This is a genomic window from Dokdonella soli (assembly GCF_039523175.1).
GTDB lineage: Bacteria > Pseudomonadota > Gammaproteobacteria > Xanthomonadales > Rhodanobacteraceae > Dokdonella_A > Dokdonella_A soli.
In genome coordinates, this window is sequence record NZ_BAAAEU010000032.1 from 48,512 (window position 1) to 75,443 (window position 26,932).

The window sequence follows — 26,932 nt, forward strand, 5'->3', positions numbered from 1 at the left end:
GTGTCCGCGGCGCTCCTCAGAAGCGCGCGTCGACGGTGAAGAACACCTGGCGCGGCGCACCGGTCAGCAGGGTGTAGTTCTGGCCCTGCGGATCGGAGACGACGAAGCCGTTGCTGCCGACGGTGGCGAAGTAGCGCTTGTCGGTGAGGTTGCTCAGATTGAGCTGCAGGCGAACGTCCTCGAGCATGCCCAGCTTGCCGAGATCGTAGCCGGCCGAAGCGTTGAACAGGAGGAAGCCGGGCACCGACGAATCGTTGACATAGGTGATGTAGCGCTTGCCGGTGTACTTGCCGCCGAGACGAAGGTCCCACGGCCCTTCCTGCCAGGCGATCTCGCTGGACACCAGCGCGTGCGGCGCGTCGACCACGGTCTTGCCGCGGGTCGGCACAATATTCTGACCGTCGACGTAGTCCGAGTCGTATCGCGAGCGGTTGTACGAGACCGTGTTGAACCAGCGCAGGTGATCCATCGGCTTCCAGACGAAGGTCGCTTCCACGCCGCGGCTGCTGGCCGAGCCGACATTGGCGAATGCGGTCGGGCAGCCGACGATGCCGGCGCATTGCGAAATCGCCAGCAGCCGGTTGTCGAACTTCACCGTGTACAGCGCCAGCGACGCCTCGTAGCCGTCCCCGAAACTGCGCACGCCACCCTCGAAGGTCTTCGAACGCTCCGGCTTGAGCGTCTTTCCGAACACGTCGAACGCAGCCTGCGACGCTGAGAACGGACCGCTGACGCCGGCCTGGAACGCGGCCATATTCTCGGCATACGAGGCGAACAGCTCCTGGTGTTCGGTCAGCTTGTAGCCGACGCCGACCTGCGGCAGGACGTTCTTCTCGGCCGTCAGGCTGCCGCTGGCCCGGGAGCCGATCCGCGAAGTCGCGTCGAGATCGGTGTGCGGGCTCTTGAAACCGACGTCGACGGTGAGGGCGCCGTCCAGAAAATGCATCGTGTCCTGCGCATAGAACTGACGCGTGACCGTGTTGAATTGCTGGTAGAACGCGCGCTTGGTCGGTGCATGCAGGAAATGGCTGTCATCGACGGGGCCGGTGATGCCGTAGTAGTTGCGCTGCAGGGTGTGATCGCTGTTCTCGTACCAGACGCCGCCTTCGAAGTGGTGGATGCCGGTCTCGTAGGTCAACGAAGCGATCGCGCCGGTGCGGTTGATGCCGTATTCGGTGGTGCGGATCGAGATCGGCACCGTCGGCGAGGACGGTGCATACGGCGTGAACCAGTGGCCCTGGCCGCGATTCTCGTGGTGGTAAGCGGTCGCATGCAGGACCAGCCCTTCGGCAAGGTTGAAATCTCCGTTGAGGGAGAACAGCTTGTCGTCGCGCAGACCGCGGCCGAGGTAGTAGGCCGCATCGAGCGGATCGCTGACGCCGGCGACGCCGCCGCTGAACTGGCCATTGGCCGCCGCGACCGAACGGTTCCAGTCCGGCGCGTAGTTGTCCCAGTCCCAGCCGAGCTTGCGCTGCGACTCCAGCGACAGATCCGCGTAGTCCACTTCGTCGCGATGCGACGTGGTGACCAGCGCGCTGATGTGGTTGCCGCCGAAGTCGTACACCGCCTTGCCGTTGAACTGGCTCTGCTTCTGGTCGCCGTAGCCCTTCCACTTGTCGGTGTCCGCATCGACGGCCGAAAGATACATGGCGAAGCCGTTGTGATCGCCCGTGTCGAGGCGCGCAAAGGTGCGGCGCGCGGAATCGCTGCCGATCGTCTGCGCGACGCGCACGCCGTACTGCCGCAGCGGATCGGCCGAGATGAACTGCACGGCGCCGCCGAGGTTGCTGGTCGATGCCGTGCCGAGCGCGCCGATGCCCTCGGCGAGTTCGGTGCCACCGAGGTTCTCGGCGATCAGCGCGCGGCTGATGTGCAGGCCGTTGTTGTTGCCGTAGCTCATGTCGCCGAGCGGAATGCCATCGAGTGTGAAACCGAGGCGGTACTGGTTGAAGCCGCGCAGGCTGATCCGCGTCGACCACTCGTAGTTGCCGAACGGATCGGCCGATTCGAAATGCACGCCCGGCAGCTTGTCGAGCACCTTCAGCGGGCTGGCGCCGGGTGGCAGCACCGTGCTGTCGCCTTGACTGACGCGCTGCACCTGGCGCGTCTCGCCCTGGCCGACGACCGAAATCGTGTCCAGCGTTTCATTCGGTGCAGCAGATGCTGCCGCATCCGCGGGGTCGGCGGGGGCGACCTCGGCAGCATGCAGGTTCGCCAGCGCGGCCAGCAGGGCCAGCGTCAACATCGATTTGCGCGTCGTCATTGTTTTGATCCGTGCTTGTCGGGCGCCGTGCCGTTCCCGGGGCCGGCGCCGCATTGCTGTTGCGCGCGTCCATGCGCGCCGCGCCAGGAAGTCCGGCGAGGCGCGCGATGCTGCATGGATTCGATGTGACGGCGGTGACTGTGGTGTTACGCAGCCGTTAAGGAAAACTGACGTCGGGCTGACGCGTTGCAGGGATTACAGCAATGGCTTGCCCTCGGCCGCCGGCAGTTTCACGTCGATCAGATGCGCCAGCGTCGGCGCGATATCGCGCATGTCGATGTCGCCGAGCGCACGTGCGTGCGGCACGCCATGGCCGCTGATCAGGAAGGTCGCGCGCATCTCCGGCAGATCGGCCCGATAGCCGTGCATGCCGCGATAGGTGCTGGCCGATACCGGCGCGCTCTTCGGATCCGGCGCCATCTGGTAGCCGGGTTTGAAGTCGACGTAGAAGTCGGCCGCCGGATTGCCGCCGAGCGGCGCCAGCTGCTCGCGCGTCAATAGACGGTCGATGCCATTGCCGGCATCGTCGCGCAGGCGGTCGAGCAGCGCGGCGACGCGCGTGCGCAGCGCCGCGTCCTTGCCGTCACGCAGCACGATCGCCGCCGAACCGCCGCCGTACCACGGTACCGCGTCCCAGCCGGTCACCTGCCCCTTCGCATCGAAGCGGATCAGGCCCGCATCGGCGAACGCGCCGACCAGGTTGACGTCGTGCTGCAGCGGCGCGAAGCCGTGATCGGACACGATGCAGATGATCGCCTGCGGATCGCGTGCGCGTGCCGTCGCGACGAGGCGGCCGACGATCGCGTCGATCCGTTCGAGCACCGCGTGCGCCTGCGGCGTATCCGGTCCGGACAGGTGCTGCTGGTGATCGAGCGCGGTGAAATAGGCGGTCATGAAACCGGGACGGCGCAGGGTCAGCAGGCGCTCGGCGAAGCGCGCGCGGTTCTCGTCGGCCTCGATGCTCTCGTCGATGCCATCGGCGTAGCGGCCGAGTTCGTGTTCGAGCGCAGGCAGCAGACCGGGCGTGGCGAGCGCGGCGACCAGCTTGCGATCGTCATCGGTGCCGGTGCGCCAGATCTGGGGCAGGTTGGCGTCCACGTGCGCGCCCACGCTGACCGGCCAGTGCACATTGGCGGTACCGAGGCCGGCCGCGTGCACGGCGTCCCACAGGGTCGGCACGCGGATGTCCGTCGCGTACCAGTACCAGCCGACCGCATTCTTGAACATCGGATCGAAGGTGAGGTTGCTGACGATGCCGTGGCGCGCGGGAGCGACACCGGTCAGCAGGGTCGTGTGGCTCGGATAGGTCAGCGTCGGCGTGACGCCGCGCACGCCGCTCGCATACGCGCCGTCGGCGATGAAGCGGCGCAGATTCGGAACCTCGAGCCCTCGAGCCCCCGCTTCGAGCACGTCGCCGGGACGCAGCCCGTCGATCGAGATCAGCAGCAGCGGCGCCGGCTTCCCTGCATGCACCGCGGGCGGCAGCAGGCACAGCGTCAAGGCAAGGACAAAACGTTCAATCCAGGGGCGCATCGCGGTTTCCTTGCAGACATGCGAGGCCGGCATGGCACTCGTCATCGGTGGACGCGCATCGATACCAGCAACCGGTGACTCGCGCATGACATCCGGCGCGGACGACTCGCACGCCCGCGAACGACATGCGCTTGGACGAGCGGGCTGCCCCTCGCCGCCACGCCCGGAAGAGATCACCCGATATCGATGTCAGCGCGCCTCGCGAGCCGAGGCGCCTGCGATCATCGGCGCATCAGCCGGAGCGCTCATCGAGCGCAGCCGCCGCCTCGTCCGCCGACGCGACGACCAGCGGCGCGCGCAGCTTCACGTCGAACGGCGACGACATCGCGATGCGTTCCGCGCGCAGGCGCGCGAGGATGTCGAACAGCAGGTCGCTGCGCACTGTCGCGGACTGGCGCGGATTGGCGATGTAAGCGATCACGACGAAGACCAGCGAGGTGCCTTCGATGCCGTCGAGCAGCACGCTCGGCGCCGGCGTCTGCAACACGCCGGCGTGCGTCGCGAGTGCGGTGCGCACCTGTTCGCGCACGCGGTCGGCATCGCTGTCCATCGGCATCGGCAGGCGGATGCGCACGCGCCCTTCGGCGTTCGCCAAGGTCACGTTGCGCACGCTCTTGGTGATCAGTTCGGAGTTCGGCACGATCATCGTCGAACGGTCGGCCAACTGAATCTCGGTCGCGCGCACGTTGATGCGGCGGATGTCACCCTCGGTATCGCCGAGCACGACCCAGTCGCCGACCTTGACCGGCCGCTCGGCGAGCAGGATCAGGCCGGACACGAAGTTCTGCACGACCGCCTGCAGGCCGAAGCCGATGCCGACCGAGAGCGCGCTGGCGACCCAGGCGATGCGCTCGACCGACAGCCCAAGTTCGGACAGCGCGAACGCGAACACGACAACGCCGCCGGCATAGCCGAGCAGGGTCGTGACCGAACTGCGCATGCCCGGATCCAGGCGCGTGGTCGGCAGGTAGCGCTCGCCGAGCCAGCGCTGCAGTGCGCGGATCGAGGCGAGACCGAACACGAACACGAGGATCGCGCCGATCACTGCCGACGGCGTGATCTCGATCTGGCCGAGCCTGAGTCCGGCGCCGAGGCGGCCGCCGCGCTCGATCAGGTCGGACGGCTCGGTGCCGAACGGCGCGAACGCGACGACCAGCGCGAACAGGAACACGACGATGCGGAACGCGCCGGAGAACAGCACGGAGAACTGGTCGAGCGTGCGCGGTGCGAGGCCGAGCGTGCGCTGCGCCCAGGTCGCGCGCGAGGACAATGCGGTCGCGCACACGTCCTCGACCAGATGCACGAGCAGGTAGAGCGCCGCCGCGACGATGCCGAGCCACATCATCTGCCGCGCCAGCAGGTGCGCGAATGCGACATAGCCGGACAACGCCGACAGCAGGGTCGCGAACACGCCGAGCCATAGCGTCGCGATCGCGAAACCGGGCCAGGCCGCACGCGGGGCCGTGTCGGCAGCGTCGGCGTCGCCGCTTTCGACAGGCGCACCCGAGCGCGCCAGCACCCAGGCGATCAGCACGCTGTACAGGACCGCGATGACGAAGCTCGCCGCGATCGTCGCCGAGAGGCTCGCGCCGACGAGACTGCTGATCCGGTTCACCAGGATGCTGCCCGTGGTCGCGATGCCGAACAGCAGCGGTGCGAGGCGCAGGCGTCGCGCGACCGGGTCCGGGATCGGCGGCAGCCGCCACGACGGCCGCGCCGAGGACAGCAGCGCATAGCCGAGTCCGGCGACGAAGCTGCCGAAGAACACCGCGCTGACCAGTGCGGTCGCGATGGCCTTTTCCGCATCGGAGAACGCGCCGTGCCAGTCGAGCCCGAGCACGGCCGCCTGCACGCCGAAGCCGGTGAACACGGTTGCGATCACGACCATTGCGAACGCGAACGCGGACCGGCGCAGGCGACCTTGCGGCACACGGTCGGCCGTCAGGCGCATCAGCGCACGCACCGCCCACCAGCGCCCGACCAAGATCAGGAACAGGCCGATGCTGATGCCGCCGAACGCGAATGCGCGGTTGTCCGGTGCGAACCCATCGTGGAGCGCCGCGAGCACGCCATCGCGCAGGGTGGCGAGGCGCGCATTGTCGCGGTCGGCGTTGCCGGCGACGTCGTTCCAGAACGTGGGGGTCAGCGGCGACGCGGTGCGCTGCGAGAGTCGCGCCTGGAAGTTCGCGCGGCGCGCCTCTGCGATCTCGCTGGCGAGCTGCTGGCTGTCGACGATGAGCAGCTTGGCGCGTTTGATCTCGGCATCGAGTGCGGCGCTCTGCTTGCCGAGGTCCGTCCGCTGCGCGGCGATGTCGGGCGCTTCGCTGGTGCCTTTCACCGGCGCCGGCCCGAGTTCGGCCAGACGCGCCTGGATCGCGGCGAGCTTCGGCACGCGATCCGCCGCCAGCGCATCGGCCTGTGCACCGAGTGCGGAAGCCGCGTCGCGGAATTCGTTGAGCTTGGCGTCGTCGACCTCGGCGCCGCCGAGCTGCTTGCGGACGTCGGCGGTCTGCTGGCGCGCGTCGTCGAAGAATTTCGTGGAGTCGGGCGCCTGCGCGAAGCATGGCAACGCGGCGAGGGCGATAAGCAGCAGAAGGGCACGGAAGATCAATGGCATCCGTGCATGATAAACGTGCGGGGTGCAGGCCCGGCCTTTCACTCCACTCCGGTTTGGGTCCGCTTCAGGAGGCGGTGGGCCGAGGTCCAGCTTACGGTTTCGCGAACACGTCGCTGCCGAACGTGGCGAGGCCGGGGGCGGCCGCATAGCCGAGATGGGTCAGATGGAAATCATCCTCGACCCAGCGCAGCAGCGAATAATGGTTGTAGGGCACGTCGGACAGCGTGCCGGGTCGGATCGATGGCGCGATCAGTACCGCACCGATGCGGCCGCCGCCGGGGCCGTTCAGACCCGGGGGTGGACCGCCGGCGAGAGCGTGCTCGCCGCAACAGGCGGTGCTGTCGAGGATGCCCTCGTCGAACGTGATCACCAGCAGCCCGTCCTGCTTGAACGCGGCCGAATCGAGGATGCGCGGCACCCAGCTGCGTAGGAACGCGTCGGCGGATTCGAGGCCGCCCGGTTCGCCGTTCTTGCACGGCAGGTCGTGCCCGTCGTGGCAGAGGCTGGGCGTGATGAAGACGTAGTTCGGCGTGGCCGCGGCGTCTTGCAGATCGTGCGGCAGCGCGTCGAGATTCACGACATGGCGTTCGCAGCGCGGTCGGTCGTCGATGATCGAATGGAAATAGATGAACGGATTGTGCTTGTCCGCATACTGGTCATTCGGCGCGGCGTGATTGGTCACGTCCTTCGCGCCGATCGCGACATGGCCGCACGCGGCCGCCTCGCGCGCGGGGTCCTTGCCCATGTCCTCCATGTAGCCGCGCCAGTCGAAATGCGCGGCCTCGAGCTGGTCGGCGACGGTCTTCACGGAGCCGGGATACACGCAGCCCTCGCCATGCAGCTGGCCGTCTGTGTCGAGTCCGGGAGCGGATGCGCTGAACTCTCTCATGACCGGGCAGTCGGCCTGCGTCGCCGCGTTCGGCGCCTGGCCGCTGATCATCGCGACGTAGTTGTCGAGGCTGTTGTGGCCGATGCCGAAGTACTGGCGCAGCAACGCACCCTTCGCAGTCAGCTCGTGCGCGAGGTACGGCGCCGGCGAGTCCTTGCCGAACGTGCGCTCGAACGGCTCGTTCTCGAGCACGATCACGAAGACGTGACCGACGCGCGGACCGACGGCGGTCTTCGGCGTCGACGTCGACGCACAACCGCCAAGCGCCAGCGCGCCGGCGCTGCACGTGAACACCAGCCTCGCCAGCATGTTCATCGTCACACCGTCGTCGGGTCCGGCTTCTCGGGGTCGAGTTTCCACTGCTTGATCGCGCGCGCGACGTCCTCGGGATTCATCTTGCCCTCGGCGGCGAGCGCGGCGATCGCGGCGTGCGCGATCCAGTAGCGGTCGACTTCGAAGAAGCCGCGCAGGTGCGCGCGCGTGTCGCTGCGGCCGAAGCCGTCGGTGCCGAGCACGACGTAACGCATGCCGTCCGGCATGAACGCGCGGATCTGGTCGGCGTATTCGCGCACGTAGTCGGTCGCGGCGATCGCCGACCCGCCACGGCCTTCGAGGCAGGCGGTCACGTGCGCCTTGCGCGGTTTCTTGTCGAGCGGATGCAGGCGGTTCCAGCGCTCGACCGCGAAGCCATCGCGGCGCAGTTCGCTGAAACTCGGGCATGACCAGATGTCGCTGGTGACGCCGAAGTCCTTCTCCAGCAGTTCCGCCGCCGCAATCACTTCGCGCAGGATCGTGCCGGAACCGAGCAGCTGCACGCGCGGCTCGTTCTTCTTCGGCTTGCCGGCATCCTTGAACAGGTACATGCCCTTGACGATGTCGGCCTCGGCCCCCTTCGGCATGTCCGGGTGCGCGTAGTTCTCGTTCATCACGGTGACGTAGTAGTAGACGTCTTCCTGTTCCTGCAGCATGCGGCGCGAGCCGTCCTGCAGGATCACCGCGATCTCGTACGAGAAGGTCGGGTCATAGGCGCGACAGTTCGGAATCGCGCCGGCGAGCAGGTGCGAATGGCCGTCCTCGTGCTGCAGGCCCTCGCCGTTCAACGTGGTGCGGCCGGCGGTTCCGCCGACCAGGAAGCCACGCGTGCGCATGTCGCCGGCCGCCCAGGCGAGGTCGCCGACGCGCTGGAAGCCGAACATCGAGTAGTAGATGTAGAACGGCAGCATCGGCACGTCGCTGACCGAGTAGCTGCTTCCCGCAGCCATCCACGCCGACATCGCGCCGGGCTCGCTGATGCCTTCCTGCAGCACCTGGCCCTTCTGGTCCTCGCGGTAGTACATGAGCTGGTCGGCGTCGACCGGCTTGTACTTCTGGCCGAACGGCGCGTAGATGCCGATCTGGCGGAACATGCCTTCCATACCGAACGTGCGTGCCTCGTCGGCGACGATAGGCACCACATGCGGCGCGAGCTGCTTGTCGCGCAGCAGCAGGTTGATGCCGCGCACGAACGCCATCGTCGTCGAGACCTCGCGCTCGCCGCTGCCCTTGGTGATCGCCTCGAAGGCCGACAGATCCGGCACCGCGATCGACGTGCTCTTGCGACGCCGCTGCGGCAGGAAGCCGCCGAGCGCCTTGCGACGCTCCAGCATGTACTGCACTTCCGGCGATTCCTTGCCCGGATGGTAGTACGGCACGTCCTTGAGCTTGTCGTCGGCGATCGGGATCTGGAAACGGTCGCGGAAATGCCGTACCGCGTCGTCGTCGAGCTTCTTCTGCTGGTGCGTCGGGTTCTGCGACTCGCCGGCCGCGCCCATGCCATAGCCCTTGACCGTCTTGGCCAGGATCACGGTCGGCATGCCTTGCGTGTTCACCGCCTGGTGATACGCCGCATAGACCTTGTGCGGATCGTGGCCGCCGCGGTTCAGGCGCCAGATGTCGTCGTCGGACAGGTTCGCGACCAGTTCGCGCGTCTCCGGATACTTGCCGAAGAAATGCTCGCGCGTGTAGGCGCCGCCGAACGCCTTGCAGTTCTGGTATTCGCCGTCGACGGTTTCCATCATCAGCTTGCGCAGCTTGCCGCTGGTGTCGCGCGCAAGCAGCGGATCCCAGTAGCTGCCCCAGACCAGCTTCAGCACGTTCCAACCAGCGCCGCGGAAGTTGCCTTCGAGTTCCTGGATGATCTTGCCGTTGCCGCGCACCGGACCATCGAGGCGCTGCAGGTTGCAGTTGATCACGAAGATCAGGTTGTCCAGACCCTCGCGCCCGGCCAGCGAGATCGCGCCGAGCGATTCGGGCTCGTCGGTTTCCCCGTCGCCGAGGAAACACCAGACCTTGCGATCGCTCTTCGGGATCAGGCCGCGATGTTCCAGGTACTTCATGAAGTGCGCCTGGTAGATCGCCTGCAACGGACCGAGGCCCATCGACACGGTCGGCACCTGCCAGTAGTCCGGCATCAACCATGGATGCGGATACGAGGACAAGCCCTTGCCGTGGCCGGCGACTTCCATGCGAAACAGATCGAGGCGGTCCTCGCCAATGCGGCCTTCGAGGAACGAGCGCGCGTAGATGCCTGGGCTCGAATGGCCCTGGTGGAACACGAGATCGCCCGGGTGCTCGGACGAAGGCGCGCGCCAGAAATGGTTGAAACCGACGTCGTACAGGGTCGCGCTCGAGGCGAAGCTCGCGATATGCCCGCCGAGTTCGCCCGGCTTGCGGTTCGCGCGCACGACCATCGCCATCGCGTTCCAGCGGATCAGGCAGCGGATGCGCCATTCCATGTTCGCATCGCCCGGCATGTGCGCTTCGCGCTGCGGCGGAATCGTGTTGACGTATTCGGTGGTCGGATCGAACGGCAGGTAGCCGCCGGCGCGGCGCGTCTCGCCGACCATGCGCTCGAGCAGGTAGTGCGCGCGATCCGTGCCATCGGCAGCGATCACGCCCTTGAGTGCATCGGTCCATTCCTGCGTCTCGACCGGGTCGAGGTCCTGGTCGAGGATGTCGTTGAGCTGGTTCATGCGATTCTCTCGATGGCGCCGCAGCTTGCCGCGACGCATTTTTGCGGCGACGTGCGGAGACGCCGTCGCGCGGAAGGGAGAGTTTAGTCGGCCCGCGCAATATCTGCATGTTGCACAGCCATGCCGGCACGGGATCCGCCCATTCCGGCATCGCCTCCGCGGGTCGCGCGATTGGGCATCGCTGGGCAAATCCGGCACGAATTCCCGTGTAGAGTCCGCGCCTCCGGGAGAAACGCCATGCGTGATTCGGTCATCGCCCTGCTCTGCGGAGCATCGCTGTCGGGTATCGCTTATGCGGCCGTCGCCGATAGCATTTTCGCGGATGGTTTCGAAGCGCGGCGCTGGGTTGCAGGCTACTACGTGGGTTACGAGCGCCAGCAGTACCCGATCGGCGAGGTGGATTTCTCCACGATCACGCATCTGATGGTCGGTCGCGCGCGACCGCTCGCGGACGGCAGCCTGACCACGGACTTCGACATCGATGCGGTCAACGGCCCGGCCTGGGCGCATACCAGCGTCGATGCCGCGCACGCGGCTGGCCGCAAAGCCGTGCTGATGATTGGGGGCGCTGGCGAGATCGCCGGCTGGCGGGGTGCTGCCAGCGCGGCGAACCGCGCGTCGTTCGTGACGAACCTGCTCGCCGCGGTCGACCAGTTCGGTTTTGATGGGCTGGATCTCGATTGGGAACCGCTCGAAACAAGTGATCGCGGGAATTTCCAGGCGCTGGCCACCGCTTTGCGCGCGGCCCGACCGGAGCTGATCCTCACCGTGCCGATCATCTGGATGAATTCAAATTTCGCCAATCCGCCCGATCCGTTCTGGGGCCAGATCGCGCCGCTGTTCGACCGCATCGACGTAATGACCTACGACATGGCCGGCCCGTGGAGCGGCTGGCAGAGCTGGCACAATTCCGCCCTGTACGGCGAAACCCCGACCACGCCATCCTCGGTCGCGAGCAGCGTCGCGTTCTATCTCGCCTCAGGCGTACCCGCGGCGAAGCTCGGCGTGGGGACCGCGTTCTATGGTTACTGCTGGCGGGGTGTCACCGGCCCGCATCAGATCGGCGGCACCCCCGCCGCCGGCGATGGCACGATGAGCTACGCGAACATCATCCAGAACTACTACACGCCGCCGGCGCACATCTGGGACGCCACCGCGCGCGTGCCGTACCTGTCGTCGGCGACGCCGCTCGGCAGTGCCGGCTGCACCTTCATCAGCTATGACGATGCGCAATCGATCACCGAGAAAGGTGCGTACGCGCGCGCGCAGGAACTCGGTGCGCTGATCATCTGGACGATCAGCCAGGGACACCTGGCAAGCGAGCCGGTCGGCCACCGCGATCCTCTGCTCGATGCGGTGCGCACGACATTTCTGGAGTAGCGCGCCGCTCACTGCCTGCGCGCAACGAACCGTTCCTATGAGAGCAATTTCGGCAATACGCCACCGCTTGCCGACCGCTACGCTGCGCCTTAAGATTTATATTTAATATTGTATACTTGTAAAAGTATTTTAAATATAAGTTTTCGCTCAATGACTCGTGTTCGACATCTGGCGGTCACCCTGATCGCTGATGGTATGTACCGAAACGCACTCGCGCCACGCTCCATGGAATGACTTGGGCGTCAATACATTCGGTCTCAAGGAGGATAGAACATGCAGACACCCAGATCCGCCGCGCCTGCCGCCGGAATCCGCTCCACGCTCCGTGGAATCATCCCAGTACTGTTCTTGCTTGCCACCTGCGCCGCCAACGCGGCATCCGTCGGGCAGGCGACCAGCGTCGGCGGCAACAACGAACAGGTCGTGGTCGTGAAGGGAGCCGTGATCAACACCGCCACGACCGGCGGCACCGCGCGGATCAATGTCGGATCAGTCGTGAACAGCCGCGTCGGTGGCAGCAACAAGCAGCACGTCGTCGTCGGCGGAGCGATCGTGAACAGCGCGAGCGGACCCGGCTCGAAATCCGAGATCAACATCGGTTCGGTGAGCACGGGCAAGGAGTAACACCACTCGTCAGCCTGAAACGACGGGTGTCCCCGGGGTGGACGCGCCGCGTCCGCCCTCAACGCAAGACGTGGTTCCACCAACAAGGAGTTGCACAAATGGTCAAGAGTGCGTTTGCCATCCTTGCAATCGGCGCCTTCGTGTTCTGCGGCTCGGCCATGGCCGAAGTCAAGATCAAGGGCAAGAACGATCAGAGCACGACCGTGCAGGGTGCGGTGCTCAACGCCGCGATCGGTCCGGGCGCTTCGGCGAAGCAGAACCTGTCCTCGAACAAGGGCAAGGTCAACATCGGCGGCGACAACAAGCAGTCGACGAAGGTGCAAGGCGCGGTGCTCAACGCCGCGATCGGCCCGGGCGCCAAGGCCGAGCAGAACCTGTCGTCGAACGACGGTAAGTGATCCGCGCTGTAGTCTCGTGTCGCGACCCGAAAGGGTCGCACACGCTGCGGGGGAGCTATCGGCTCCCCTGCTGTTTCATTCCCTGGAGAACAGTCATGAGCAAGCCGACGAACCGAGTTCTCGCCCTCGCCCTCGTCCCGCTGTTTTGTGGTTGTGCAGTGCCCGCATTCGCAGGCGGCGAGCTGGCTCAACGTCGCGACATGAGTCCGCTCGATCGCGCCAAGGTCTTGAACGTGGAGTCAAAGCGCTGGCTCGGCTACGGTTCGACGGGCCAGACAACGAGCACGACCATGGTGCCCTCGACCGTGGGTGCGCGCGTATGCACGACCAATGTCGGCGTTCCCGCGAATACCGCACCGGTCGGCCAGTACGGACCACAACAGAATGCTTACGGACCGCAGAGTCGCAAGGACAACATCGTCGTGGTGAGCGGCGACATCATCAGCCTTTGCAAGTAAGCACAGGCAAGCTGGCATCGCCGACACCGCAGCGCCCCGTACCCGCACGCGCTGCGATGCCGCGCCGCCGGACCGCGTGATTCCTGCGCGGCGCGGTCGCTCGCGCGACCGGCGCTCGTGACCAATCCAAAGGTTCGCAGCCACCCGGCAACTGCATTCATCCACGTGCAGGTACCGGACATCCCCCCACCCAGCCCCGACTGCTCATGACCAAATTTCTTTCGCTGCCGCCAATTCTGATCGTTGCCGGACTCACCCTGCTGGCGGGATGCACGCCGAATATCCGCCGCGACCGGCCCTACATCGAATCGTCGACCATCGAAAGCCGGCCGATCTCGGAACCGGTGCGCGCGATCAGCAGCTTCAGCGACGGCCTGTCCTGCATGGACGAGATGCTGAAGCAGAACCATGTGCCGACCACGCTGATCACCAGCAAGCTGATCGGCGATCCTTCCGGCAAGGCGTCGGTCGCGACCAAGGAAATAATCATCACCGCGCTGTCACAGATGTCGCGCACCAGCAACGCGTTCCGTGTCGTCGACTTCGAAATCGATCCGCTGCGTCAGGACACGGTGCAGACCCTGACCAGCCTGATGCTGCCGTCCGGGCAGATGGCGATTCCGAAGCCGGCCATCTATGTGTCCGGCGCGATTTCCTACGTCGACCAGAACGTGTTGATCCACAACGCCGGAATCGGCGCTTCGGCCAAGAACTGGGAGTTCGGCTATTCCGATGACCTCATCACGACCGTGCTCGGGCTCGAACTGCATCTCGGCGATTTCGGCACGCGCACGCTGCTCACCGGGGTCGACTCCGCCAACGAATTGGTCGCCGGCAACAAGGGCACCGGCCTCGATGCCGGCGCGCGCATCAAGAAGGCTGGCGTGCAGTTCACGTTGGGATCGACGTTGTCGCAGGGGGTGGGACCGGCGATCCGCACGCTCGTCGATCTGGGCATGATCGAACTCGCGGGGAAGTGGGCGCGCGTGCCGTACTGGCAATGCCTCGCGCTCGACCAGACGCATCCGGAATTCCAGCGCCAGCTGCGTGCGTGGTACGACGACATGGACGAGACCGAGCGCGTGCGCGTGTTCGAGACCGGCCTGCGCAGTCTCGGCTACTACAAGGGCGAGGTCGACGGACGCCCCTCTCCGGCATTGCACGATGCGCTGAGCCTGTATCAGGCCGATCACCTGGCCACCGCCTCCGGCAACCTCAATTTCGAAACCTACGAACGCCTGATGAAAAACTATGTTGCCAGCGACGGCAACAACCATTTCCTGCGCATCGGCTGGGGTGGTCCCGCGACGGCCGGCGCGCTTACAACGCAGCCGCGCAACGGCCAGGCAGAGTTCGCGACCGCCCAGGCCAAGCCGATCCGCGTCGACATCACGCTTGGCCGCAGGGAACCGAAGTTCACGCTCGGCGAAGCGCTCCTGCTCAACGTCAGCACGGATCAGTCCGCCTTTCTCTATTGCTACTACAGGGACGCCAAGGGTGCGCTGAGTCAGATCTATCCGAATCCGTTCCAGCACGCCGCAATAGTGCAGGCGCACCGCTCCGTGCTGATCCCGGACATCTCCAATCCGCAGAGCTTCACGATCGAGATGACCGCCGCTGGCAAGGAGAGCGCCTCCTGCTTCGCCGCAAGCAACGACATCACCAGCGAGTTGACCAAGGCATTGGGCGCGGGTCCATTGGAACGGATCAAGGGTGTCGCCGACATGGAAGCGCTGAAGCAACGCGTCCTCGCTGTCGCGCAGGATGCACACACCGGCACGCAGGCGCTGCAATGGGAAGTGATGCGATGACGCGGGGTCGCGCGCTCCCGATCGCTGTGCTCGACGCGGAACGCAGGACTGTCAGCCGCCCCGGCGCCGCCGTCCTTCAGCGCGCCGTGCTGCTTGCTCTGCTCGCCTGCGGCGCGTTGGCCCACGCCGAAGTGGTGCTGAAGCCGGCACCACCTCCCGCTGCGACGTCCACCGAGCCGGGAGCCGCAGCGACCGCACCGCTCGGGGATGCGCCCGTTGCGAAGAAACTCAGCGCGCGCATGCGTCAGCAGCTGGCCGCGCTGAGCCGCCAGGCAGACGCAGGGGACGTCGCAGCGATGCTGCGCCTGGGCTGGATCTACCATAACGGCGAAGACGTCGCGCGCAGTGACGGCGAGGCATATCGCCGCTTCCGCCAGGCCGCCGACCTCGGCGACCTGCGCGCGATGATGGCTGCGGGTTTCCTGCTAGCCAAGGGCTGGGGCGTTGCGCGCGATCCGAATCGCGCGCGCAGCTACTTCGACATCGCCCAGCAAGTCGGCTATGCGCGCGCGTTCTATCTGCAGAGCCTGCTCGAGGACGACATTGGCGGCGCGCGCGCGACGCAGGCCGCACGCGACCTGCTCGAACGAGCCGCCAGCGCGGGCGACCCGATCGCGGCGAATGCGCTCGGTGTCACCTACGAGCGCAACGGCCAGGCCGCCACAGCGCGGCTCTGGTACCAGCAGGCCGCAGCGCGCGGCAGCCGCGCCAGTACCCGTAATCTCGCGCACCTTGACGAGTCCGCGCAGGCGGCGCTGCAACGCGGCGATTCATTGCAGCGCCAGCGCGCCGATTCGGCGGCCGGCGACGCCGGCGCAACGTATGCGCTGGCCGGCCACTATCACCGCGGCGACGGCGTGCAGGTGGACTACGGCGAAGCCGTGCGGCTGTACCGGCTCGCCGCGCACCAGGGCAGCGCGCCGGCTCAACGCATGCTGTCGCTGATCCTGTCGCGCTCGACGCCGGCCGAGCCGATCAGCTCGGCGTGGATGCTCGAGTTGTCGCACATGGCATTGCCGCAGAACGACGGCGCGCTGCCCGATGCGGCAGGTTACGACGAAGCGCTGGACGGCTTGCTCGATCTCAAGCCACAGATTCCTGCCGGCGGCACCGCTGCGCCCGCACCACCCCAGCAACATGCCAGCGCACTCGCCGACCCACAGCTGACGATCGGGGCCGGTGCCTCCGTTGCGCCCTCTGCCGGAACGACCCCCGCCGCCCAGCCACCGGCCAATGCCGACGCGCTGCAACGAGCGCGCGGCCTGCGCGACCGCGGCAGCCACCTGCCTGATTGACCCATTGTTCCTGCTCGCAAACCCTAAAGGAGTGCTCGTCATGAAACTCAATACGATCCTCTTCGCGCTGATCGGCGCGGCACCGACCGTGATCAGTGCGCAATCCATCGAGGTGAACGGTGGCGACGTCAGCATCCAGGCCGGCGACACCGAGATCTCCAGCAAGGCTGGCGCGGCCAAGGTGATTACCGGCGATACGAATCACCAACCCGTGCGGCATCCCGCGCAGAAGCCGCATCGCGCGCCTTCGGGCAATACCCAAACGACCGTGGTGGACGGTACCGTGATCAACCATGCCGAGGGCGCGGGCGCGGTTTCCGAGCAGACGCTCGGCGCCGACACCACGGTTGTGCGTGACGAAACCGTGGTCACGCACAACGGCAAGACCACCGTGTACACGCACCCGAATGTCGCGTCGGGCACGAACACCTACGTCAATGCCGACCTGCAGGACACCGATTTCTCAGGCAAGCGCCTTCGCGGCATCGCCTTCACCAACGCGAATCTGGCCGGTGCGAATTTCAGCGCGACGGACTTGCGCAATGCCGACTTCACGAATGCAGACCTGAGCCGCGCACGCCTGCAGAGCGCGAACCTCGCCGGCGCCGACATCACCAACGCGCAATTCGACGACGCAGTGCTCGACGATGCGACCTGGGTCGACGGACGCATCTGCGCGAAGGGCTCGCGCGGCAACTGCCGCTGAGAACGGCACCCGCTCAGGCCGCCGAGCCGGCGGCCTGAGTGACGCGTGATCAGATCGCGATCGCGCCCAGCGCGGGCCGCATCACACCCCAGCGTGCGCGCGGATCTGCGCCTCGACGCATGCCAGCGCGGTCATGTTGAACACGCGGCGCACGGTCGCGGCCGGCGTCAGCACGTGCGCGGGTTTGGACAGGCCCATCAGGATCGGACCGATCACGACACCGTCGGTCATCACTCGCGTCATATTGAACGCGATGTTCGCGGCATCGAGGTTCGGGCAGACGAACACGTTCGCCGAACCGGTCAGGCGCGAGTTCGGGAACAGCTGGTCGCGCACGTCCGGGTTCATGGCGGTATCGGCGTGCATCTCGCCCTCGATCTCGACCCGCGGCAGATGCTCGCGCAGCAGTTCGACGACCTTGCGCATCTTCATGGCGCTCGGGTCCTCGTGGCTGCCGAAGTTCGAGTGCGAGAGGATCGCGACCTTCGGCGTGATGCCAAACAGCTTCAGGCGCAGGGTTGCCTGCGCGGTCGCCGCGGCGATGCGTTCGGCGTCCGGATCGAGCGCGACATGCGTGTCGAGGAAGAAGAACGCGCCGCGGTCGTTGAACACCACGCTCATCGCGGACGGCGCATCGACGCCTGGATCAAGAGGGATGATCCCGCGCAGATAGTTGAGCTTCTTGTGGTAGCGCCCGACCAGGCCGCAGATCAGCGCGTCGGCCTCGCCGCGGCGGACCATCAGCGCGGCGATCACGGTCGCACGCGAACGCACGATCGCCTTCGCGCTGTCCGGCGTGACGCCGCGGCGCTGCATCAGCTCGTGGTAGAGCGTCCAGTAGTCCTTGAAGCGCGGGTCGCTCTCGATGTTGCACAACTCGAAGTCGATGTCAGGCCGGAGGCGCAGGCTGAGGCGCTGGATGCGCGACTCGATGACCGCGGGGCGGCCGATCAGGATCGGTCTGGCGATGCCCTCGTCGACGACATGCTGCACCGCGCGCAGCACGGTTTCCTCCTCGCCTTCCGCGTAGACGACGCGTCTCGGATCGGCCTTCGCGCGCGCGAATACCGGCTTCATCAGCAAGGTGGTGCGGAATACGAATGCGCTGAGCTTTTCCGAGTACGCGCGCAGATCCGCAATCGGCCGCGTGGCGACGCCGGATTCCATCGCGGCCCTGGCGACCGCCGGCGCGAGCTGCACGATCAGGCGCGGATCGAACGGCTGCGGGATGATCGAATCGGGGCCGAACGATGTCGTCTTGCCGCCATACGCGCGCGCGGCGACGTCGCTGGCCTCGCGCCGCGCGAGTTCGGCGATCGCATGCACGCAGGCGACCTTCATCGCCTCGTTGATCACGGTAGCGCCGACATCGAGCGCGCCACGGAAGATGTATGGGAAACACAACGCGTTGTTGACCTGGTTCGGGTAGTCCGAACGGCCGGTCGCGATGATCGCATCGGGGCGCACCGCCTTGGCCTCTTCCGGCAGGATTTCCGGGGTCGGATTCGCCAGCGCGAGAATGATCGGCCGGTCGGCCATGCGCGCGACCATCGCCGGCTCCAATACGCCCGGCGCAGACAAGCCGAGGAAGATGTCCGCGCCGTCGATGATTTCGTCGAGCACGCGCGCGTTCGTGTCGCGCGCGTAGCGGCACTTGTTCGGATCCATCTCCTCCTTGCGGCCCTTCCAGACCACGCCGAGGCGGTCCGCGACCCAGATGTTCTCCGGTTTTACGCCGAGGCTGACCAGCATGTCCAGGCAGGCGATGCCCGCCGCGCCAGCGCCGGTCGAGACCAGCTTGATCTCACCGATGTCCTTGCCGGCCACGCGCAGCGCGTTGACGACCGCGGCGCCGACGATGATCGCAGTGCCGTGCTGGTCGTCGTGGAAGACCGGGATCTTCATGCGCTCGCGCAACTTGCGCTCGACTTCGAAGCACTCGGGCGCCTTGATGTCCTCGAGGTTGATGCCACCGAAGCTCGGCTCGAGGCTGGCGATGATCTCGACCAGCTTGTCCGGGTCGTTCTCGGCGATCTCGATGTCGAACACGTCGATGCCGGCGAACTTCTGGAACAGCACGCCCTTGCCTTCCATCACCGGCTTGGCCGCAAGCGGGCCGATGTTGCCGAGGCCGAGCACCGCAGTGCCGTTGGTGATCACCGCGACCAGGTTGCCACGCGCGGTCAGGTTGGCGACCTCCGCCGGATCGCGCACGATCTCCTCGCACGCGGCGGCGACACCGGGCGAATACGCGAGCGAGAGTTCGCGCTGGGTTACAACGGACTTGGTCGGGGTGACCTTGATCTTTCCGGCCGGCGCCCGACGGTGGTATTCGAGCGCGGCTATCTTGAGTTCTTCGATGGTCGACATGTTCGCTGCGACAGGGAAAAACGCCGCAGGCGACCGCATGCGGCAACGCGGGCGACTATAGCATCGCGCTTGCGCCGACCGGATGTTCCCTCGCCCTCGAAGGAGACGCGCTGACACGTGACCCGTGCGCGACGGTGTTGAGCGTTTCCCGCTTGCTATATTCCGCTCGCGGAGTCGTTCGACCCAACTGTTCCAATGGGGCCGCGAAGGGTCATTGCGACTCCCCTCAGCCTCGTGCGGCGTGTCAACCCAAGCCTCAGGCCCACTCAAGATGTTTCACGCAGAACTGACTTACACGCCATCACTGGTTGTCGGCGCGTGGTTCCTGTTTCCAGAAAATAGAGTCGGCGCCGTCTCGATTGCCGTGGTTATCGCTTATTCGGTTTCTGTCTGGCGATTGAGCCAAATGCATAGAAAGCATCAGCCCGGCAATTCGTCGAAGGCGACCGTCCTTGTCGGCCCATTGCCTTAGTTCAGGCGCTAGTCATCAGAAAATCTGTTTGCGAGGAGTAGTGTTATGAAAATCGGTGTGATCGGATCGGGCGACGTGGCCAAGGCACTGGCCAGTGGCTTTCTCAAACATGGCCATGACGTCGTGATCGGAACCCGCGATCCCGCGAAGCTGAAGGATTGGGCTGCGCAGAACTCAAAAGCTCGCGTCGGAAGCTTTGGCGATGCCGCAGACTATGGAGAAGTCGTCGTCTTGGCCGTCAAAGGCACGATCGCCGCAGATGCTCTGCGTATCGCTGGCGCGGCCAATCTGGCCGGCAAGCCCATCATTGATGCAACCAATCCCATGGCCGAAGCGCCTCCACACAATGGCGTGTTGAAGTTTTTCACCAACCTCGACGAATCCCTGATGGAACGGTTGCAGCGTGAGTTTCCAGATGCACACTTCGTGAAAGCTTTCAATTCCGTTGGCAACACGCGCATGGTGAATCCGACGTTCCAGGGCGGCAAACCCACGATGTTCATTTGCGGCGCCAATGAGACGGCGAAGAAAACCGTTGAAGGCATTCTGGATCAGTTTGGGTGGGAAACGGCGGACATGGGCAAGGTTGAGGCGGCCCGTGCAATCGAACCGCTGTGCATGCTGTGGTGCATCCCCGGCTTTCTACGCAACGAGTGGACGCATGCTTTCAAGTTGCTCAAGTAAAGCGGGTACCCGGCAAGTCGCTGCAGCCAGCAGTCCGGGAACCGCCTTGCATTGGCCGGGCCGTCAGCAAAGCGAGGTCGGCAGGCGCAGGACATGAAACGTCATGTCGCATTGCTACGCGGCATCAATGTTGGCCGAGCCAAGCGCGTGGCCATGGCTGATCTGCGCACGCTGCTCGGCTCGCTCGGTTACGCGAATGTGCGCACGCTACTGAACAGCGGCAACGCGGTGTTCGACTCGGCCTCGGGTTCGCCCAAGTCGCATGCGAATCGAATACACGAGGCTCTCGCCACGGAGTTGGACGTCAACGCGCAGGTCGTCGTCAAGTCGGCTACCGAGTTCGCCTCGGTAGCCTCCGGTAATCCACACGTGGACCTTGCTACGGATCCCTCTCGCCTTCTCGTCGTCTTCACTCAACAGAGTTCGGCGCTCTCCGCCCTGGCGGATTTCGCCAAGACGAGCTGGTTGCCTGAGGCGCTCGCCGTCGGGCAACACGCGGTCTACATGTGGTGCCCCAACGGCGTCATCGAAAGCAAGCTTGCCCAAGCAGTGCGTCGAAACTTGGGCGAACTCGGAACGGCACGCAACTGGTCCACTGTCGAAAAACTGAGCTTGCTGCTGCAGGACGACAGCGCCTGACGACACACCAAGGAAAGGACCTCAATCCGTTTTTGAGTGTACGTTTCCGTCCGGCTGCACATTCCGCGTCGATAGCACCTTCCGGCCGACCCGGCCGGAAGGTTGCGACAGGTCGGCACGAATCGCCCGAGCCGGCGGGTGTCCTCAGCCTGCGTAACCGAGGTAGTCGAGCGCCGCCTGCAACATCGACTCACTGCCGACTGCCAGAGCGCCCTCGTCCAGGAAGAACTTCGGCGAATGGTTGGTCGGTGCGATTGCCGGGTCCGTTCCGGGCAGTGTCGCGCCGACGAAGAAGTACACGCTCGGTGCCGGCACGCTCATGGCCAGCTGCGGGAAATCCTCCGACGCGGTCCAGCGCTGCGCCTCCTCGACATGTTCCTTGCCGAGCACCTTCTCGAGGCTGGCACGCACGCGCGCGGTCAGCGCCGGATCGTTGGTATTGACCGGATTGCTGCCCGGAGTCGGGATCTCGGTGTCGACCGTCGCGCCGTTCGCTGCAGCGACGTGCTCGGCGATGTTCTTCAGGCTCGCCAGGGTCTGCTTGCGCATGTCCTCGTCGAACGTGCGAACGGTACCCTCCAGGTGCACGGTATCGGGCACGATGTTGAAGCGCTGGCCGCCGTTGAAGATGCCGAAGGTGACGACCGCCGGGTCCTTGTTGATGTCGAGCTGCCGACTGACGATGGTTTGCGCGCTGGTCACGATCTCGGCGGCGACCACGATCGAGTCGACGCCCTTCCACGGCACCGCGCCGTGACTCTGCCTGCCGTGCACGGTGATGCGGAACGTGTCCGAACTCGCCATCGCACCGCCGGGCCGCAAAGCCACTACGCCCACCGGGAATGCGCTGACCACGTGCATGCCGAACACCGCATCCGGCTTGAAGTTCTTGAACACGCCGTCCTTGACCATCAGCGGCGCACCGCCCTCCTCGCCCGCGGGAGCCCCTTCCTCGGCCGGCTGGAAGATGAACATCACTTCGCCCGGCAAGTCCTTGCGGATCTTCGCCATCGCCGCGGCGATGCCGAGCGTCATCGCCGTGTGCGCGTCATGGCCACAGGCATGCATCACACCGACCTGCTTGCCGAGATACTCGCCCTTCGCCTTCGACGCGAACGGAAGGTCGACTTCCTCGGTCACCGGCAACGCGTCCATGTCGGCACGGATCGCGAGCTTCGGTCCCGGCTTGCCGCCCTTGAGGATGCCGACCACACCGGTGTGCGCGATGCCGGTATGCACCTCGAGGCCGAGCTTCTTCAACTCGTCGGCGACGACCTTCGAGGTGCGTACTTCGCGATTGCTGAGTTCGGGATGCTGGTGCAGATCGCGCCGCCAGGCGGTAATCCCGGGCAGCAGCGGCTGGATCATCTGCGGCGCGGTTTCAGCGGCATCGGCGCTCGCACCGGCGAGCGAGAGCAACATCGCGGCGGCGATCACATTCTTGCGCACGGGCAATTTCCTGTCGGAAGCGAAGGATGCATGGAAGCGCATCGCCGGCCACAGCGCAAGCGCTTAAACAACACTTCATGCGAAGCGTGCAAGGCGTCACAGGCCGAGCACGAGATCCTCCGCCTCGACGCGATCCAGCCGGATCCGGTTCGCGAACAGCGAGAATGCGAGGATGCCGGCGAGACCGTGCGCATGCTGCACCCACGGCGGCAGGTAGCGCGGCTGCGCGATGTAGCCATTGTCGAAATACGGTTCCAGCGCGATCACATCATGCAGCGCCAGCTTGCCGGCGAACAGATTGCGGCACAGCGCCATGCGCTGATTCTTGAGCGCCCAGCGGAAGAACGTGTGCACCGAGAGCAGGCCGTGCAGGTACACCGCATCCTTGGTGAATGCGGCGCCGCCGGTCACCGGCGCGCCACGGAACACGCGCTGCGCGGATGCGAAGCTGTCGGCCTCGTTCTGGCCCGAGTCCATGAAGAATCGGAACACGTCGATGAAGTCGGCGCCCCTGATCGCCATGTCGATGCCGAGGATGCGCAGGGAAATGCGCTTCATGCGCGAGATGTCGATGGAGCCGGACATCAGCTCGGCGAACACCGCGAGCCCTTCCTGCGTCGCAGTGATGCGTGGCGACGAGCGCGCCAGCGACTTCAGGTGCGGCTGCGCGCGCCCGTTCAACGCGGTCAGCGAATGCACGAAGGCCTCGTGTGCGAGCAGCTGGTCGCGGTCGTAGTCGGAGAAGTTCGTCGCCGAGCGCAGGCGGATCCGTGTCGCCCCGGCCGCGGCCTTCGCGATCAGGTCCGGATCGGTCTCGACCTTGACCACCGCCGCGCCGAAGAACGCGTCGAGCTTCTGCTGCAGTTCGCCCTGCAGCGATTCGGCCGGGATCTCCGCCTCGATCTCGTCAAGCGGCGCGCCGCTGTTGTACTCGTCGGCGATCGCGATGAAGTGGTGCGCGGCATCGAGATTGGTCAGCGTCGCGCCCGGCACGCGGTCATCGGGCCGACCGTACAGCTTCGCCGAGTGCTCGGTGATCCCCGACGTGCCCATCGCCTCGAGCAGTTCGGTCGCGATACGCCAGGATTCGGCGGTGCGCCGGATGTAGTCACCGAGCGGATGTGCGGGATCAGCGGCACCCGCAATCCCGTCGAGCGCCTCGCGCGTCGCCGCGTAGTCGCAGGCCGGATAGGTGATCTGCGGCAGGCTCGCGTTGCCCGCCTTCCACGCCGCGATGAACTCGAGCTCGGCCGATGCGGGCCAGCTCACCGACGCGAGCAGGCCGATGCCGCGCGTCGCCGCGACGAGGCGCTGGTCCAGCTCGGCATTGTGATCGGCGGATTCAGCGACGGGCATGCGCAAGTACGTTCGTGGCTGGGCACGACAATAGCAGAGCGATCGCGGCGATGGAGGATGTCGGCCCGCGCCCGCGCCCGTGTCGATCGCGGCGTTTGCATGTCACCAGCGATGCCGCGCACCACCACTGCTGGCCGGCGCATTCCGGGGAATTCGCCCAGATCCCATCACCGGAATCACCTGCATGTCGGCTTTCATCTGCTCTTCCCGTATGGGAAGGAACGACGGCCTGGTTCAAGAGCAACGCAGATCTCAGGCCGTTGTCTCTGTTTTCAGGCAAAGGAGAGGGCAATGCGATCTTCACGTGCAGCGATCTGGTTCGCCGCTGCGGCAGTCGGCCTCGGCAGCGCAGCGCCCGCGTTCGCGCAGGACGGCGGTTACGACGGAGGTTTCGGCGTCGGCGGACGTCTGCTGATCGATGTTTCGCCGGAAAGCAACGACAGGGCGGCCGTCATGCGGGTACTTCCGAACGGCTCCCTATTGATGGCCGGGACCTGCACGAAAGCCGAGCCCGACCCCAACGGAGGTACCTATTACGCACCGACGTTCTGCGCGACACAGCTCACACCCGATGGGAGTTACGACGGAAATTTCGGTCCGGGCGGAGTCGGCTATCTGCGCTTTGATCGCTTCAACGCGTGGCCCAACAACTCCAGGGTTGCGGACGTGCTGCGCCTCAACGATGGCCGCCTCCTTTTCATGGGCTCGGGAACCGATGGTCTCAAGGCATTTTTTGCATTGCTCACGGCGGACGGCAGTGCGCTGGACCCGTCGGTGGGCAGCGGTTATGGCTTCTTTGAATTCCAGTACAACGGCACCCGCAGTTCAGTCGTCAAAGGGTTGCAGCAGGCGGACGGGAAGATTCTGGTGGCGGGCAGCGCGATCGGCCCGAATGGCAATACGGATATGGCCGTGGCACGTTTTCTTGCCGATTTCAGCGCGCTCGATCCGGCGTTTGGAAACGGCGGTTACCAGACGGTCGCGTTCGATTTGGGCGGCCCTACCGGTGACAACAGCGACGCGGCTCTTTCGATGACGCTGCAGCGCGACGGCGCAATCGTTCTCGCCGGATACGCCGCAACCGGGACAACGGCCGCTCCCGCCGTCAATCTGGCAATCACCCGCCTGCGCCCCGATGGTCAACGCGACATCACATTCGGACCCGCGCACGATGGCCGCGTGCATTTGGCGCTCGCCCCCCAAAGCGCCGTCTATGACATCGTGGAGGACCGCCACGGCCGCCTCGTGATCGCAGGCGTCGCAACCGATCCGACCAACACAAAAGCGCTCTGGATGATGGACCGGCTATTGTCCGATGGCAGCCAGGATGCTGCTTTCAACAGCGGTGTCGCGCAGAAATTCTTGATTCTCGACGCGATTACGGGTGGTTCACAGGCCGCTACCCGGCTCGCCTTGCAATCGGACGGGCGCATCCTCGCCGGAGGCACGGTGGCAAGGGACAACAGCAACGGACCCAACCAGTTTTTCGGCGTCGCCCGACTCAACCAGGACGGCAGTTTCGATACCGGCTTCGGTGCCGGCAATGGCCGTTCGTACGGGTTGTTCGGATTCTCCAGCTACACCGACAACATGGTTGACATTGCGATCGCCAATGGCGGCCTGATGCTCGGCGGATGGGCCGGACAAACCCTTGGGAGCGGTGACGACAAGCGTTTCGGCCTGGTCAGGCTAAAGCTTGATCTCATTTTTCACGACGACTTCGAGTGACAACGCATCGCAGTGCTCGCCGATGACGTGTCTGCGGGGAGGACACGCCGCGGCGATGATGGGTCCGTCCCGGCAAATCCGTGACCCGTTCAGCGCTTGCCGTACTTCTCGCCGAGCCGCTTGCCCAGCGCCTTGGTCAGCACGCGCGATTCGCTCTTGCGCCGCATCTGCGCCTCCAGCGTGTCCGCGGCGGCGGCGAGTTCGTCGCGCAATTTCAGGTAGTTGCGCCAGCGCGCCGGGTCGAGGCGACCGTCGGCGAGCGCGGCCTGTACCGCGCAGCCCGGTTCGCTGACGTGGCCGCAGTCGCCGAAGCGGCAGGACTGCGCGAGTTCGTCGATGTCGGCGAACTGGCTCTGGTCGAGCTCCTCCTCGCCGGTAAGCTTGAGTTCGCGCATCCCGGGCGTGTCGATCAGGCAGCCGCCGGACGGCAGCGGGATCAGCGCGCGATGCGTGGTCGTGTGACGGCCACGGCTGTCGTGCTCGCGCACCGCCTTGGTGGCCTGGCGCTCCTGTCCAAGCAGGGTGTTGGTCAGGGTCGACTTGCCGACGCCGGATGAGCCGACCAGCACCGCGGTGTGGCCCGGTCCGAGCCACGCCAGCAGCGGCGCGACGCTGTCCGCGGATTTCGCGTTGATCGCGAACATTGCAACGCCAGGGATGCGCCGATGCAGCTCGGCCAGCGCGGTCTTCGCATCGGTCGCCTTGTCGGCCTTCGTCAGCACCAGCACCGGCGTCGCGCCGCTGCCCTGGATCAGCAGCAGGTAGCGCTCGATGCGCGCCGGATTGAAGTCGCCATCGAGGCCATTCAGCACGAGCACGGCGTCGATGTTCGCGGCGATGATCTGGCGCTGATGGCTCTCGCCAGCCGCACCTCGGCGCAGTTCCGTGCGGCGCGGCAGGATGCGCTCGATCGTCGGCGGCGTGCCGGGCGCGACCAGCACGAAATCGCCGACCGCAGGGCGTTCGGTCGGGTCGAGGTCGCGTTTCAGGAAGCGCGCGGCCGGCTGCGCATTGAACATCGCCGCGCCGTCGTGCAGCTGGTAGCCGGCGCGGTGCTGCGCGACCACGCGCGCGATCGCGAGATCCGCCTCGATATCGGAGGGCAACGGCTGCGCGCGCCAGCCGATGCGGGCAAGACGCGGTTCGAGGTCGGCGACGGGCGGCATCGGACGGATTCTAGCCGGCCCCGACGACCCGATGGGGGTGTGCGGATTCCGTGGCCGGGTCGCGTGCAGCGTCGCACGCGCGC

19 protein-coding genes are annotated in these 26,932 nt (G+C 65.8%); 10 read left to right on the plus strand and 9 right to left on the minus strand.

What is annotated here, in order from left to right; all coding sequences use genetic code 11:
• Window positions 1-16: 16 nt before the first annotated feature.
• The 5 genes from ABD002_RS19085 to aceE form a co-directional block, all read right to left on the minus strand.
• The gene (locus ABD002_RS19085; RefSeq protein ID WP_343794109.1) at window positions 17-2,263 is read right to left on the minus strand and encodes a TonB-dependent receptor; all 2,247 of its coding nucleotides are present in this window, start codon (window positions 2,261-2,263) and stop codon (window positions 17-19) included.
• Window positions 2,264-2,458: 195 nt separating this feature from the next.
• Entirely contained in the window at window positions 2,459-3,796 is a 1,338-nt protein-coding gene (locus ABD002_RS19090) for an alkaline phosphatase family protein (protein ID WP_343794111.1), read from the minus strand.
• A 232-nt stretch (window positions 3,797-4,028) separates the two neighbouring features.
• Window positions 4,029-6,413 carry a DUF3772 domain-containing protein gene (locus ABD002_RS19095; RefSeq protein WP_343794113.1) on the minus strand — a complete coding sequence of 795 codons (2,385 nt, stop codon included), beginning with the start codon at window positions 6,411-6,413 and terminating at the stop codon, window positions 4,029-4,031.
• A gap of 91 nt (window positions 6,414-6,504) precedes the next feature.
• A complete protein-coding gene (locus ABD002_RS19100; RefSeq protein WP_343794115.1) occupies window positions 6,505-7,617 on the minus strand; it encodes an alkaline phosphatase family protein in 1,113 nt (370 codons plus the stop codon).
• 2 nt (window positions 7,618-7,619) lie between these two features.
• Complete coding sequence (gene aceE, locus ABD002_RS19105; protein WP_343794117.1) at window positions 7,620-10,313, minus strand: pyruvate dehydrogenase (acetyl-transferring), homodimeric type; 2,694 nt, start codon at window positions 10,311-10,313, stop codon at window positions 7,620-7,622.
• A 237-nt stretch (window positions 10,314-10,550) separates the two neighbouring features.
• Here aceE and ABD002_RS19110 point away from each other — a divergent pair, with 237 nt between their 5' ends.
• From ABD002_RS19110 to ABD002_RS19140, 7 genes are all read left to right on the plus strand, one after another.
• The gene (locus tag ABD002_RS19110; protein WP_343794119.1) at window positions 10,551-11,693 is read left to right on the plus strand and encodes a glycoside hydrolase family 18 protein; all 1,143 of its coding nucleotides are present in this window, start codon (window positions 10,551-10,553) and stop codon (window positions 11,691-11,693) included.
• A 273-nt stretch (window positions 11,694-11,966) separates the two neighbouring features.
• Window positions 11,967-12,317, plus strand: coding sequence for a hypothetical protein (locus tag ABD002_RS19115; RefSeq protein WP_343794121.1), 351 nt, complete (start codon window positions 11,967-11,969; stop codon window positions 12,315-12,317).
• A gap of 98 nt (window positions 12,318-12,415) precedes the next feature.
• Complete coding sequence (locus tag ABD002_RS19120; protein WP_343794123.1) at window positions 12,416-12,715, plus strand: hypothetical protein; 300 nt, start codon at window positions 12,416-12,418, stop codon at window positions 12,713-12,715.
• A gap of 95 nt (window positions 12,716-12,810) precedes the next feature.
• Entirely contained in the window at window positions 12,811-13,173 is a 363-nt protein-coding gene (locus ABD002_RS19125) for a hypothetical protein (protein ID WP_343794125.1), read from the plus strand.
• A gap of 206 nt (window positions 13,174-13,379) precedes the next feature.
• A complete protein-coding gene (locus ABD002_RS19130; protein ID WP_343794127.1) occupies window positions 13,380-14,984 on the plus strand; it encodes a DUF4384 domain-containing protein in 1,605 nt (534 codons plus the stop codon).
• Window positions 14,981-16,279 carry a tetratricopeptide repeat protein gene (locus ABD002_RS19135; protein WP_343794129.1) on the plus strand — a complete coding sequence of 433 codons (1,299 nt, stop codon included), beginning with the start codon at window positions 14,981-14,983 and terminating at the stop codon, window positions 16,277-16,279. The genes ABD002_RS19130 and ABD002_RS19135 overlap by 4 nt, the downstream gene beginning before the upstream one ends.
• A 40-nt stretch (window positions 16,280-16,319) precedes the next feature.
• On the plus strand, window positions 16,320-16,985 hold the full coding sequence (locus tag ABD002_RS19140) for a pentapeptide repeat-containing protein (RefSeq protein ID WP_343794131.1): 666 nt from the start codon (window positions 16,320-16,322) through the stop codon (window positions 16,983-16,985).
• An 81-nt stretch (window positions 16,986-17,066) separates the two neighbouring features.
• Here ABD002_RS19140 and ABD002_RS19145 read toward each other — a convergent pair whose 3' ends face one another.
• Window positions 17,067-19,355 (minus strand): NADP-dependent malic enzyme, encoded by a 2,289-nt coding sequence (locus ABD002_RS19145; protein WP_343794133.1) that lies wholly within the window; start codon window positions 19,353-19,355, stop codon window positions 17,067-17,069.
• A gap of 517 nt (window positions 19,356-19,872) precedes the next feature.
• On the opposite strand from ABD002_RS19145, the gene ABD002_RS19150 reads away from it, so the two are divergent.
• Both ABD002_RS19150 and ABD002_RS19155 read left to right on the plus strand, forming a co-directional pair.
• Window positions 19,873-20,511 (plus strand): NADPH-dependent F420 reductase, encoded by a 639-nt coding sequence (locus ABD002_RS19150; protein ID WP_343794135.1) that lies wholly within the window; start codon window positions 19,873-19,875, stop codon window positions 20,509-20,511.
• Window positions 20,512-20,604: 93 nt separating this feature from the next.
• Complete coding sequence (locus ABD002_RS19155) at window positions 20,605-21,150, plus strand: DUF1697 domain-containing protein (RefSeq protein ID WP_343794137.1); 546 nt, start codon at window positions 20,605-20,607, stop codon at window positions 21,148-21,150.
• A 144-nt stretch (window positions 21,151-21,294) separates the two neighbouring features.
• On the opposite strand, the gene ABD002_RS19160 is transcribed toward ABD002_RS19155, so the two are convergent.
• Both ABD002_RS19160 and ABD002_RS19165 read right to left on the minus strand, forming a co-directional pair.
• Window positions 21,295-22,641: an amidohydrolase gene (locus ABD002_RS19160; protein WP_379989296.1), complete on the minus strand. Its 1,347-nt coding sequence runs from the start codon at window positions 22,639-22,641 to the stop codon at window positions 21,295-21,297.
• Window positions 22,642-22,695: 54 nt separating this feature from the next.
• Complete coding sequence (locus ABD002_RS19165) at window positions 22,696-23,955, minus strand: peptidase MATCAP family protein (protein ID WP_343794141.1); 1,260 nt, start codon at window positions 23,953-23,955, stop codon at window positions 22,696-22,698.
• Between the two features lie 111 nt (window positions 23,956-24,066).
• Between ABD002_RS19165 and ABD002_RS19170 the strand changes: the two genes are divergently transcribed.
• Complete coding sequence (locus tag ABD002_RS19170) at window positions 24,067-25,683, plus strand: hypothetical protein (RefSeq protein WP_343794143.1); 1,617 nt, start codon at window positions 24,067-24,069, stop codon at window positions 25,681-25,683.
• Window positions 25,684-25,772: 89 nt separating this feature from the next.
• Here the strand turns inward: ABD002_RS19170 and rsgA are convergent, their stop codons facing one another.
• The gene (rsgA, locus tag ABD002_RS19175; protein ID WP_343794144.1) at window positions 25,773-26,849 is read right to left on the minus strand and encodes a ribosome small subunit-dependent GTPase A; all 1,077 of its coding nucleotides are present in this window, start codon (window positions 26,847-26,849) and stop codon (window positions 25,773-25,775) included.
• Between the last annotated feature and the right edge of the window lie 83 nt (window positions 26,850-26,932).